Source organism: Mesorhizobium sp. M0701, assembly GCF_040320365.1.
In the GTDB taxonomy this organism is placed as follows: Bacteria; Pseudomonadota; Alphaproteobacteria; order Rhizobiales; family Rhizobiaceae; genus Mesorhizobium.
Window position 1 is genome coordinate 19,307 of record NZ_JAMYPO010000019.1, and the last position, 12,374, is coordinate 31,680.

The following is a 12,374-nucleotide window of genomic DNA, read 5'->3' on the forward strand; positions in this document are numbered from 1 at the left end:
CATCCTCGCCGCTTCCAGGAGGCACCCATGAGCATCGTCGTTTTTGACCCTGACAGCACTGAGGATGTCGACTTTAGGGATCGCATGCGCCATCCGGCGGCGGCGGATCCGGCCGGCGGCATGTGGCTGTCGGACACCGAGCCGTCCTTCATCGACGCCGGCGCGCTGCGCAAGGGCCGGCTGGCCAGGCTGCGCGCCTGGATGCGCGAGGCCGGCTATGGCGGCGTCGTTTTGTTCGACCCCTACAACCAGCGCTACGCCACCGGCTCGCGCAACATGTTCGGCTATTTCCTGCGCAACTCGACGCGCTACTTCTTCATCGCCACCGAAGGGCCGATCGTGTTGTTCGAATATCCGCAGAGCTACCATGTCTCGATGGTGCTCGACACGATCGACGAGGCGCGTCCGTCCAAGCTGGTCTGGTCATCGGTGTCAGGCCGCGACGACGAGACCGCCGGCCCGTTCGCCGATGAGGTCGCCGAATTGCTCAAGGCGCATGGCGGCGGCTCGATGAAGCTCGGGCTCGACCGCTGCAGCCATCTGCAGGCACTGGCCTTGGAAAAGCGCGGCTGCGAGGTGCGGGATTGCCAGGGCGAGATTTTGGCGGTGCGCGCGGTCAAGACGCCCGAGGAAGTAAAATGCCTGCAGGTGTCGATGGCTGGCGCCGAGGCCGCCGTCTATGCCGTGCGCGAGGCGATCAAGCCCGGCGTTTCCGAAAACGACCTGTTCGCCATCATGTATGGCGAGGTGATCCGCCAAGGCGGCGAGTTCATCGAAACCCGTTTGCTGACCTCGGGCCAGCGCACCAATCCTTGGTTCAACGAAGCGAGCGGCCGCAAGATCAGGCCGGGCGAACTCTTGGCGCTCGATACCGATACGATCGGCTGCTACGGCTATTATTCGGATTTCTCGCGTACCTTCCGCTGCGGCCCGGGCAGGCCGACGGATTACCAGAAGTCGCTCTACAAGATGGCGCACGACCAGGTTCAGCACAATATCGGGGTCGTCAAGCCGGGCATGGCATTTCGCGAGATTGCCGAAAAGGCCTGGAAAATTCCCGACCGCTTCGTCGACCAGCGCTACACCTCGGTCATGCACGGCGTCGGCATGCATGGCGAGACGCCGTTCATCGCGCATGCCATGGACTACGAGACCTATGGCCGCGACGGTGTCATCGTGCCCGGCATGGTGGTCAGCGTCGAAAGCTATATCGGCGAGAAGGGCGGCCGCGAGGGCGTCAAGCTGGAGGACGAGATCCTGATCACCGAGACCGGCACCGAGCTTCTGTCGCGCTTCCCTTATGAGGACGAGTTCCTTGACAGGCAGGTTTGAGTGTTGACAGGCAGTTTTGCATGAAAAGCCCGATCTCGATCAAGCGCGGCAAGGTGGCGGCGGTGTTCATCGATCTCCAGGAGGAGCATCGGCGGGACAAGCGCTATCTGGTCGAAGGCTATGGCGACATCCTCGCCAACGTCCAGCGGCTGCAGGAGGCGGCGCGGGCCAACAATGTGCCCCTTTACCACTGGGCCTATATCGTCGATCTCGCCACGGCGCGGCCGTTCCACCCGGTCGAGGCCAGCGGCAAGTCGGCGTTTTCCGACAAGGACGATCCGCTGACTGCGATCTGCGCGGAAGTGGGCCCGGCGACAGGCGAGATGATGCTGGTCAAGACCGATGCCAGCGCCTTCCGCGCGGGGCCTGCCGCCGAGCGGCTGAAGGCCGACGGCATCGAGTGGCTGGTCGTTGCCGGCGTCTGGACCGAGGCCTGCATCGATGCCACCGTCAAGGATGCGGTGGCGCTCGGGTTTCGAGTGCTGCTGGTCAAGGATGCCTGCGGCAGCGGCAGCACGGCGATGCACCAGACGGCCATCCTCAACCTTGCCAACCGGCTCTATGGCGGTGCCGTCACCACCACCGACGGCGCCTGCCGGCTGCTGGCAGGCGAGACGGTCGAAGCCTGGCAGGTCGAGGGCTCGGTGCCGCTGCGCTTCAGCTATGAAAATGCTGCCCGGCTCTACGCCGAGCTCTGAGCGGGATCGCGCAGCGATGATCACTGAGGCCGAGCGACCCGGAACGAGAGGGCGCGGAAAATACCAAACGCTGCTCGATCCGGAGCTGTGGGCCTATATCGATCGGGTCAACGAGTGGTATCCGCCCGAAATCGTCTACATGCCGATCGACAGGCAGCGGGCGGTCTATGATGCCATGTGCCGGATGTTTCGCGAGCCCTACCCACCCGGCGTCAAGGCCAGCGACAGCGCGGTTCCTGCCGGCGACCGTGCGATCCCGGTCCGGCGTTACCAGATGGCGGGCACGGCGCCGCAGGCGATGGTTGTCTATTATCACGGCGGCGGCTTCGTCCTTGGCGGGCTCGACAGCCATGACGACATCTGCGCCGAGATCTGCGCCGGCACCGGCTTTGCCGTGCTGTCCGCCGATTACCGGCTGGCGCCCGAGCATCTGCATCCGGCCGCCTTCGACGATGCGCTGGCCGTATTCGAATGGGCGGCGGCGACGGCCGGCCTGCCGATAGTGCTCTGCGGCGAAAGCGCCGGCGGCAATCTGGCCGCTGCGGTGGCACAGGCGACACACCGCCATCCTCGCCATGCGATCGGCCAGGTGCTGATCTATGCCGAGCTCGGCGGCCCGGAACCAGTTGGCAAAGAGAGCGCCGGCTCCTATGTCAAGCACGCCGAAGCGCCGCTGCTGACGTTGCGCGACATCGAGTTCTATCGCCAGATCCGGTCGGCGAAGGGACAGTCGCAAGACGACCCGACCTTTTCGCCGCTCAGCGATACCGACTTCTCCGGGCTGCCGCCGACGGTCATCGTCACCGCGCAATGCGACCCGCTGTCCTCGGAAGGCGAGTCCTATCGCGACCGCATCCTGGCCGCCGGCGGTCGCGCCTGGTGGCATGAGGAGCCGCGCCTCGTGCATGGCTTTCTACGCGCCCGCAAGACCGTGCCGCGCGCCGGCGAAGCCTTCGCCCGCATCGTTGCGGCCATCGCCGCGCTCGGCAAAGGCGACTGGCCTTACTGAGGTTGCGAAGGCCCCCTTATCCGGCCGCTTCGCGTCCACCTTCTCCCCGCTGGGGAGAAGAGGCTGGCATCAACGCTGGCGACCTCCTCTCCCCCGGGGGAGAGGTCGGATTGCCCCGAATTGCTCTTCGTAATTCGGTTGGCAATCCGGGTGAGGGGGACCTTCCGTTTGCGGAATAGCGCACAAGAACTGCGGAAGTCCGAACAACTCCCCCACGGGAGCTCGCCCTATCATCCCCGAGGCAATGGCGCTCCGGCGATCGCATCCGTCCCCCGCGTTTGGCGATCGGCAGAGGTGCCCAACAACAGGGGAATGACGACAATGAAGTTCATGCTGACCGATCGAAAACTGCATCCGCAGGCCGAGCCCGTCGCCGATGGCTTCAAGAAACGCCAGATGAACCGGCGCGAATATCTCGCCACCATGGCTGCGCTCGGCGTCAGCGCTACCGGCGCGCTGGCGCTCGGCGGGCTTGCGCCGTCACCGGCCAGGGCCGAGGAGCCGAAGCGCGGCGGCATCTTGCGTGTCGCCATGAACGTCAAGGGCTGGAAGGATCCGCGCACCTTCGACGGCGTCGAGATGTCCAACGTCGCCCGCCAGTGCAACGAATATTTGGTGCGCTGGAAGCGCGACTTCACCTTCGAGCCATGGCTGCTCGAGAGCTGGGAAACCAGCGACGACGCCCGCGTGCTGACGCTGCATGTCCGCAAGGGCATCACCTGGTCGAACGGCGACACCTTCAACGCCGACGACGTGATCCACAATCTGACGCGCTGGTGCGATGCGTCCGTCGCCGGCAATTCGGTCGCCGCGCGCATGGGCGCGCTGGTCAACGCCGACACCAAGAAAGCCGTCGACGGCGGCATCGAACGCGTCGACGACGTCACCGTGCGGCTCAATTTGCCCAAGCCCGACATTTCGCTGATCGCCGGCATGGCCGACTACCCGGCGCTGATCATGCACCGCAGCTATGAAGGCGACGGCGATCCGCTGAAGGCATTGGCGATCACCACCGGGCCTTGCGAACTCGTGGCATGGGACGCCGAGGTCGGCGCCGAAGTCCGCCGCAAAGACAAGCCATGGTGGAAGGGCGAGTTCTACCTCGACGGCATCAAATGGGTGGACTACGGCTCCGACCCCAATGCGATGCTGTCGGCCTTCGAATCGGGCGAGATCGACACCGACCACGAAACCGCCTCCGACACGGTTGCGCAGACCGACTCCATGGGCCTGAGCAATTCGGAAATTGCCACCGGCTCGACCATCGTCGCGCGGTTCAATATCGGCAATCCGCCCTATGACGACATCAAGGTGCGCCGCGCCGCCCAGCTCGCCGTCGACAACGCCGCCGTGCTGAAGATCGGCATGGACAACCGCGGCAAGCCTGCCGAGAACCATCATGTCGGGCCGATGCATCCCGAATATGCCGATATCGGCCCGGCCGTCCGCAACATTGATCAAGCCAAGGCCCTGCTCGCCGAGGCCGGCAAGGCCGACCACGAATACGAACTCATCTCCGTCGACGTCGACTGGCAGAAGAGCACCGGCGACGCCATCGCCGCGCAGATGCGCGAGGCCGGGCTGAAGATCAAGCGCACCGTGCTGCCGGCCGCGACCTTCTGGAACGACTGGAGCAAATATCCTTTCTCCTGCACGGAGTGGCTCGGCCGGCCGCTCGGCGTCCAGGTGCTGGCGCTCGCTTATAAGTCTGGCGCCGCATGGAACGAGAGCGCCTACGCCGATCCAGAATTCGACAGTCTGCTCGACAAGGCGCTGGCGATGCCCGATCCCGGCGCCCGCAAGGAGCTCATGGCCAAGATCGAGCAGAATCTGCGCGATTCCGGCATCATCATCCAGCCCTACTGGCGCTCGGTCTACCGCACCTACCGCAAGGGCGTGCATGGCTGCGAGCAGCACCAGTCGCTCGAGCAGCACTTCGAGAAGGTTTGGCTCGAGGCGTAGCCTTGCAGACGACCAATTGTCGGGGCCAGCGCCGCTCCTTCTTCCTTCTCCCCTTGTGGGAGAAGGTGGATTGGCGCGCAGCGCCAAGACGGTTGAGGGGTGCGGACGGAGTGCCGTCAGTATCAAGCTGGAACGCCTCTCATCCGGCCGCTTCGCGTCCACCTTCTCCCACAAGAAGGGAAGAAGGAAGAGCCACGCCAGGCCTTGAAATCTCCAGTCCAAGCCGCACCGTTTCCCGCACCAGCAGGTCCAGATCGTCGCGCCGGGTGCGGTGGTTGTTGATCGCCACCCTGAGGCTATGCTGGCCATGCACCGTCGTGTCGGAAATGGCGGCGATGCCTTCTTCCTGCAGCCTCAGCATGATCTCGGTATTGAGCGCTTTCAGGCGCTCCCCGCCCAGTCCGTCCGCGCGGTAGCGAAAGCAGACGATGTTGATGCTCACCGGCGCTACCAGTTCGAGTGCCGGTTCGGCCGCGATCAGCGCGCCGAGATAATGCCCTTGCGCGATGTTCTGGTCGATCAGCCGGCCGAACTTTTCGATGCCGTGCTCTCGCAACGCCATCCACACCTTCAGAGCGCGAAAGCCGCGCGTCGTCTGCAGGCCGTAATCGTGCAGCCATTGGCCGGAGGCCAGGCCGCGCGGCGTCGATTCCAGATATTCCGGCGTCACCGCGAACGTGCCGCGATGCACGGTGGCATCCCGGATCAGCGCGCAGCCGACCTCGAATGGCGCGTGCAGCCATTTATGCGGATCGAGCGCGATCGAGTGGGCGTGCTCGATGCCGGCAACGCGATGCGAATTGTCCGGCGCAATCGCAAGCAAAGCGCCGATGCAGCCATCGACGTGAAACCACAGATCCTCTTTTGCCGCCAGATCAGCCAGCGCTTGCAGATCGTCGATTGCGCCGGTGTTCACCGTGCCGGCCGTACCGATTACGCAGGCTGGCTTGAAGCCGGCGTCGCGGTCCTCGGCGATCGCCGCCCGTAACGCAGCGATGTCGATCCGCAGCCCGGCATCGCTCGGGATGCGACGCAGCGCCCGGTTGCCGAGGCCGAGCACTTCCATCGCCTTGCGGTGACAGGAGTGAAGCTGGTCGGAGCCGTAGAAACGCAGCGGCTTGTCGATGCCGGCAACGCCGTGCTCGCGTATGTCGATGCCGGCCATGGCGTTGCGCGCCACGGTCAGCCCGATGATGTTGGCCATCGAGCCGCCGCTGACCAGCGTGCCGCTGGCCGATTGCGGAAAGCCCATCATCTGCTTGCACCAGTCGACGACCTGGTTGTCCATCAGCGCGGCGGCATGGTTGCCGCCGCCGAGGTTGGAGCCCTGGAGCGCCGCCAGGAAATCGCCGAGCGCGCCGGTGAAATTGCTCGAGCCCATATACCAGGACCAGAAGCGCGGATGGACGTTGCCCATCGGATAGGGCATCAAACTCCTGGTGACGTCGCCATAGATTTCTGCCAGCGGCGCCGGCGAACGCGGCAGCGGCGATGTGAAGAAGGTCCTCACATCAACCGGCATCTCCTGCCACACCGGACGCTCTCTGACATCGCGCAGGTAAGCGACGGCATCGTCGACGATCCGATGCGACAGGGCCTGCACGTCGGCCCAGTTCGAGGGGTCAAGCGTTTCCTCGGTGGCCGTGACGGCCAGTCCAGGCTTCGTGTCCATGCAGCCCGCTCCCGATGTGCCGCCGTCACGCCGGAAACTGGCAGCCGGGCGTCGACTGCGAAAGCGCAGTCTCCTCGGCGTCCATCTCCGCCTCGATGCCGTCGAACAGCGGTGTCGTCATGTAGCGTTCGCCGGTATCGGGCAGCATGCACAGGATCACCGAGCCGGGTGCCGCCTTTTCCGCGATCTGCCGCGCCACCGCGAAGGTCGCTCCGCCGGAGATGCCGGTGAAAATCCCTTCCTTCTGCGCCAGCGCCTTGGCCCATTTCATGCCCTCGGGCCCGGCAATCGGCACCACCTCGTCATAGAGGCTTGCGTCTATCGCCTCCTGCAGCACGTCCGGAATGAAGTCGGGCGTCCAGCCCTGGATCGGATGCGGCTCGAACGCCGGATGGCTGGCGGCAGGCGCGCCGCCGGTGCCGCGCTGCTGCGGCTTGCCGCTGCCGATAAGCTGCGCATTGGCCGGTTCGGCGAGCACGATCCGGGTCTCCGGCCGCTCGCGGCGCAGCACGCGTCCGACGCCGGCGACGGTGCCGCCCGTGCCGTAGCCGGTGACGAAGCAGTCGAGCCGCGAGCCGGCGAAATCGTTGATGATCTCGCGCGCCGTCGTCGCTTCGTGAATGGCGGCGTTGGCCTTGGTTTCGAACTGGCGGGCCAGGAACCAGCCATTGGCTTCGGCGAGCTCCACCGCCTTCTTGTACATGCCGAAACCCTTCTGGGCGCGCGGCGTCAGCACCACCTTGGCGCCCAGCATGCGCATCAGCTTGCGGCGTTCGATAGAAAAGCTGTCGGCCATCGTCACCACCAGCGGATAGCCCTTCTGGGCGCAGACCATGGCAAGGCCGATGCCGGTGTTGCCGCTGGTCGCCTCGACCACGGTCTGGCCAGGCTTTAGAGCGCCGCTGCGCTCGCCTTCCTCGATGATGTTGAGCGCCAGCCGGTCCTTCACCGAGGCGGCGGGATTGAAGAACTCGGCCTTCACATAGATCGTGGCATGGTCCGGTCCGAGATTATTGATGCGGATCACCGGCGTATCGCCGACCGTGTCGAGAACGCTGTCAAACAGACGGCCGCGCCCGGCGGTGGTTCTGATTTTCTGTTGATGCAACATGTCGATCTCCTCGCTTTGTCGTTGTCTCTTGTCGTCACGGGCCGGTTACAGACCGGTGGCTTGGGCGGCGAGGTTTCGAGACCTTGCCGCGCTACATTTGCCTCCGGCAATGGCGGCATCCGGAGCGGGAATTCGCTGCCGGATGCACCGTGTCGCGTTTGGTGATAAAACAAAGGCCGACTGGCCAGCGTGGGAGCAGGCGTGGAAACTTACGTGGAATCCACCCGATCGAGCCTCGGCGGCGAGGTGGCCGGCTTTTCCGTGCGTCTGCTCGGACCCCTGACGATCGCACGCAACGGCATCATCATCCAGCTCCCAAAATCGCGCAAGCTGTGTGCGCTGCTCGCCTATCTGGCGCTGGCGCCGCATCCGGTCGGCCGCAGCCGCCTCTGCGAGCTTTTGTGGGATGTGCCGAACGACCCGCGCGGCGAGCTTCGCTGGTGCCTGAGCAAGCTTAGAGGCATCCTCGATGAACCGCATCGTCGCAGGGTCGAGACACCAGGCGACACGATCGCGCTTGATCTGAGAGGTGCTTCCGTCGACGCTGTCGACATAGCCTCGGCCGCCGCCAAGGGCGTTGAGACGCTCGGTCTAGAGCGGCTGCAGGCTCTTTCCGGAATGTTCGCCGGCGACTTTCTCGATGGGCTGGAGATCGACCGCAGCCCGCATTTCAACAGCTGGCTGATCGCTCAGCGCCGCCGCTTCGGCTCTTGGCACGCCGCAATCCTGGAACATCTCGTCAACAAGCTTCCGGTGGATGCCGACAGAATGTCTTCGCATCTGGACAAATGGCTGGAACTCGCTCCGTTCGACGGGCGCGCGCATGTGGCTCTTCTGAAAGGGCTGGCGCAGCGCGGCCAGTTTGACGCGTGCGAGGAACATCTCGCTTCCGCAGCGCAGCTGTTTGCTTCGGAGGATCTGGATTTCGGACCCGTTCGTGAGGCATGGCGCACGATCCGCAACGAACGACCTGCCGCTACGCTCTGGGCGCGACCGTCACTCGTACCCGCGGCCCCTCACGCGTCAATTGTGCTTCCCAATTCCGACACTGCTGCATCGCAGAAGGCTTCGCTTGCGGTGATGCCGTTTGCCGAAGAGACGGCTGACGGCGGTCCACGCGGAGGCATCGCCGATGGCCTGACCCACGATACCATCACCCGCCTGGCCAAGCTCAGGGATTTCTTCGTCATCGCGCGCGGTTCGGTGTTTGCGCTCGCCGAAAAAAACATTGGGCCGGAGGATGCCGGCCGTCGGCTCAATGTCGATTATGTCGCCACCGGCACGGTACGCAGCCAGGCCGGCCGCGTCACCGTCGCGGTCGAGCTGGTCGAAGTGCGCACGGCCAGGATCGTCTGGGCCGAGACGTTCGAGCGCAAGCCGAACGACATCTTTGCCGTGCTCGACGACATCGGCAACAGCATCGTCTCGTCGATCTCGGCCGAGATCGAGACGGTCGAGCGCAACCGCGCCATGTTGAAGGCGCCCAATTCGCTGAACGCCTGGGAAGCCTACCACCGCGGTCTCTGGCACATGTATCGCTTCACCCGCGCGGAAAACGAGCAGGCCCGGCATTTCTTCGACATAGCCTTGAAGCTCGATCCGACGTTCGCCCGCGCCTATGCCGGCCTCTCCTTCACCCATTGGCAAAATGCCTTCCAGCGCTGGGGCGACCGCGATCACGAAAGCGCCCTGGCCTTCGAGGCAGCCGGCCAGAGCCTGCTCGTCGACGATCACAATCCGGCCGCTCACTGGGCCATGGGGCGGGCGCTGTGGCTGCGCGGCGAGCAGGACGGCTCCCTCATCGAGCTGGAACGCGCCGTAGACCTCAGCCCGAATTTCGCGCTCGGCCACTATGCGTTATCTTTCGTCCATTCGCAGTCCGGCGACCCGCAGGCTGCGATCGGCTCATCCGACCATTCCAGGCATCTGAGCCCCTTCGATCCGCTGCTGTTCGGTATGTTGGGCGCCAGGGCGATGTCGCATGTCCGGCTCGGCCAGTTCGACGAAGCCGCCGAATGGGCGCTGAAAGCAGCCGCGCGTCCCAACGCCCACGCCATCATCCTCGCGATTGCCGCGCATTGCCTTGCGCTGGCGGGGCGGCTGGACGAGGCACGAAGTTTCGCCGCTGCGCTGCGCAAGATGCTGCCGAACTACTGCGCCGACGATTTCATCGGCACGTTCCGTTTCGAGCCGGACGCCGAGGCGCTGTTCCGGCAAGGCGCCAAGCGGATCGGGCTGGGGTGAGGCAGGCGCGCGGTTTGCCAGGCTCTCCAAACCGCTCATCGCGGCTGGCCGCCCCAAACATCGTCATGTCTGCAGCCATGGCGCATCGTCAGGTTGGTTGCGAATTCGTCGACCAGAGCGGATCAGACGGGCTCAACCGATTTGACGTTGCCGTCGGTATCCACGAGGCAGCTTGTCTTCTTGCCACTGGCATCGAGTTCGACCTGATAGGTCTTGGAATCGAGCTTGCTCGATGAAACCGGAAGTATCTTCGTGCTGTCGACACCGCTCGCCTTGGCGACCGCATTGGCGCAAAGCAGTTGAAGGTCCGCCGGGGCCGTCTCGACCTTGGTCCTGGACATCTGGTCCTGAGGCGGCGGCGGTGGCGTGCTGACACAAGCGCTAACGGCTCCAGCCAGGAATCCGATTGCCGTCACCAGGATCGAAGTTCTCACTGCATCTTTTGCCGACATTGCTTGTCCCTCTCCGAATGCCGCTTCACACACCCTTGTAAAGTGCCGCCCCCTGCATGAGAATGATAACCTTGGCTCCAACCTTGACGCGGGACGCGAGATCGACGATGTCGTCGTTCCTCATACGGATGCACCCCGACGACACGTCGAGCCCGATCGTCCAGGGCTCCGGGGTGCCGTGTATCCGGTAGATCGTGTCCTGGTCGCGCTCATAGAGATAGAGCGCCCTCGCGCCGAGCGGGTTGTCGGGCCCTCCGTCCATGCCTCCGGCGTATTTCACCGCCTTCGGATCGCGAGCGACCATTTCGGCCGGAGGTGTCCAGGTCGGCCACTCCGCCATGCGGCCGACGCGCACGATGCCGGCCCAGCCAAACCCTTCCCGGCCCACGCCGATACCATAGCGCATCGCCCGCTGACCCGGCTGCACAAGATAGAGAAAGTGCTGGTTGCCATCGATGATGATCGTGCCTGGCACTTCCGCGGTGCGGAATTTGACCATCTGCGGACGAAATGCCTCGGGCACCTCATTATGCGCGGCATAGTATTTGCGCGCCTTGGTGCGATCGTAGTCCACCCATTTGTGGCTTTTCGGGTCGAAAACCTGTGTTCCCGCAGCCAGCGCCGCCACCGCGACAAGACCGAACGCCGCGGCGACGACTGCCGTGAGGGAGCGCCGCCGGACGGTGCCGCGTTCCGCGAACATAGGATTTCCGCTCATGGATTTGCCCACCCGTGCACCCGTGCGCCTTGTGCGGCAACCCATTGTTTGGCGTATTCGTAAGGATCCTGACGCTCTACCTGGAGCGCATAACTCATCTTGGTGATTTCCTCGGGCCTCAGGTCGACCCGTTCCAGGAACGCCACAACCTTCGGATATTTTTTGCGCAGCGAGGTGGCGTAGGCGATATGAAAATGTGCGGTATCCCATGCCACCGGCGCGCTGGACTTCGAGACCCAGAGCGGATCTTCTGACGGCAGCACGATCTTCCACTTTGCCGGGTCGAAGGGCGGCTCGGTAAGGCGGACAATGTCGTGCAGCTCAAATACATAGTGCGGCGCGTAGCAGGCAAACACCATCGGATGATCCGTGGCGACGGCGGCATCGACAGCCGCCATTCCGGCATCCTCCGGCGTCTCCAGCAAGGTCATTGTCTTGGCATAACCATAGCTGTTGGCGCGGACGCGCTCGATAGCGGTTGAGGACCAACCCTCAGCGCCGATCCAGAGTTCGCCGCGTCCGTCGCCATCGGTATCCAACGCGGCCGTTTTCTTCGTATCGCTGAGATCGGAAACGTCGTGAATTCCAAATTTGTCGGCTGCCTCACGCGTCGCGCATATGCCTTGCCATGCCGGCACACCGATAGGGCTGATGGCCACCGTGCCGGCCCCGTCCACATACTTCTTCACCAGATTGTCCAGATTGGGCAGCCAGATTTCGGGATGAATATCCACCTCACCCGAATTGAGACCGGCAAAGGCAATAAGCGTCCCCATCTCGCGCACGTCGGCATCGAGCCCGAAATTTTCCTTCAGGCTGACCTTGAGGATATTTGCCGTCGCCTGGCCCGACGGCCAGTTCGGCTTTGCAATGACGAGATCAGCCGCGTGGATCGGGATGTTTAGCGCCAGCATCGTCAATGCCGCCAGCGACACTTTCCGCAGGCACTGCCGAAATCGGTTGTGCATCTCTTCCCCTCGCTTCGGTGCTGAAATGAACCGGGACGGGAACAATCTGTCGCGGCAAGCACCGGACCCATCTTCTGACGGGCAACTGCTGAAGCTGCGGCAGTGCGTTCGCCAAAGAGAGCGCCTTCACGTGCCGCCCCTGCACGCTACCCGATGACAATCCGACTGGGAAGATGCTCACAACGCGGCCGCGGCGCCCCCACTGCGC

General features: G+C 64.2%; 10 protein-coding genes. 5 read left to right on the forward strand and 5 right to left on the reverse strand.

The features are described from left to right. Nucleotides 1-27 precede the first annotated feature (27 nt). The 4 genes from NKI24_RS18805 (at nucleotide 28) to NKI24_RS18820 (ending at nucleotide 5,001) form a co-directional block, all read left to right on the forward strand. On the forward strand, nucleotides 28-1,332 hold the full coding sequence (locus tag NKI24_RS18805) for a M24 family metallopeptidase (protein ID WP_352747320.1): 1,305 nt from the start codon (nucleotides 28-30) through the stop codon (nucleotides 1,330-1,332). Between the two features lie 20 nt (nucleotides 1,333-1,352). Further along, a complete protein-coding gene (locus tag NKI24_RS18810; protein ID WP_023678943.1) occupies nucleotides 1,353-2,030 on the forward strand; it encodes an isochorismatase family protein in 678 nt (225 codons plus the stop codon). A gap of 16 nt (nucleotides 2,031-2,046) precedes the next feature. After that, a complete protein-coding gene (locus NKI24_RS18815) occupies nucleotides 2,047-3,039 on the forward strand; it encodes an alpha/beta hydrolase (RefSeq protein ID WP_352747323.1) in 993 nt (330 codons plus the stop codon). Between the two features lie 321 nt (nucleotides 3,040-3,360). Further along, entirely contained in the window at nucleotides 3,361-5,001 is a 1,641-nt protein-coding gene (locus NKI24_RS18820; protein ID WP_352745508.1) for an ABC transporter substrate-binding protein, read from the forward strand. A gap of 139 nt (nucleotides 5,002-5,140) precedes the next feature. On the opposite strand, the gene NKI24_RS18825 is transcribed toward NKI24_RS18820, so the two are convergent. Both NKI24_RS18825 and NKI24_RS18830 read right to left on the reverse strand, forming a co-directional pair. Next, entirely contained in the window at nucleotides 5,141-6,673 is a 1,533-nt protein-coding gene (locus tag NKI24_RS18825; RefSeq protein ID WP_352747327.1) for a pyridoxal phosphate-dependent decarboxylase family protein, read from the reverse strand. A 25-nt stretch (nucleotides 6,674-6,698) separates the two neighbouring features. Beyond that, entirely contained in the window at nucleotides 6,699-7,784 is a 1,086-nt protein-coding gene (locus tag NKI24_RS18830; RefSeq protein ID WP_352747330.1) for a PLP-dependent cysteine synthase family protein, read from the reverse strand. A 213-nt stretch (nucleotides 7,785-7,997) separates the two neighbouring features. Between NKI24_RS18830 and NKI24_RS18835 the strand changes: the two genes are divergently transcribed. Then, nucleotides 7,998-10,028 (forward strand): transcriptional regulator, encoded by a 2,031-nt coding sequence (locus NKI24_RS18835; RefSeq protein ID WP_352451901.1) that lies wholly within the window; start codon nucleotides 7,998-8,000, stop codon nucleotides 10,026-10,028. 122 nt (nucleotides 10,029-10,150) lie between these two features. Here the strand turns inward: NKI24_RS18835 and NKI24_RS18840 are convergent, their stop codons facing one another. The 3 genes from NKI24_RS18840 to NKI24_RS18850 are packed head-to-tail and all read right to left on the reverse strand — an operon-like array spanning nucleotide 10,151 to nucleotide 12,166. After that, nucleotides 10,151-10,480 carry a hypothetical protein gene (locus NKI24_RS18840; RefSeq protein WP_352458185.1) on the reverse strand — a complete coding sequence of 110 codons (330 nt, stop codon included), beginning with the start codon at nucleotides 10,478-10,480 and terminating at the stop codon, nucleotides 10,151-10,153. Between the two features lie 25 nt (nucleotides 10,481-10,505). Then, nucleotides 10,506-11,198 carry a L,D-transpeptidase gene (locus NKI24_RS18845; protein WP_352451899.1) on the reverse strand — a complete coding sequence of 231 codons (693 nt, stop codon included), beginning with the start codon at nucleotides 11,196-11,198 and terminating at the stop codon, nucleotides 10,506-10,508. Next, nucleotides 11,195-12,166, reverse strand: a complete 972-nt coding sequence (locus NKI24_RS18850) for an ABC transporter substrate-binding protein (protein ID WP_352451898.1) — start codon at nucleotides 12,164-12,166, stop codon at nucleotides 11,195-11,197. Before NKI24_RS18850 ends, NKI24_RS18845 begins: the two co-directional genes overlap by 4 nt. Nucleotides 12,167-12,374: the final 208 nt, after the last annotated feature.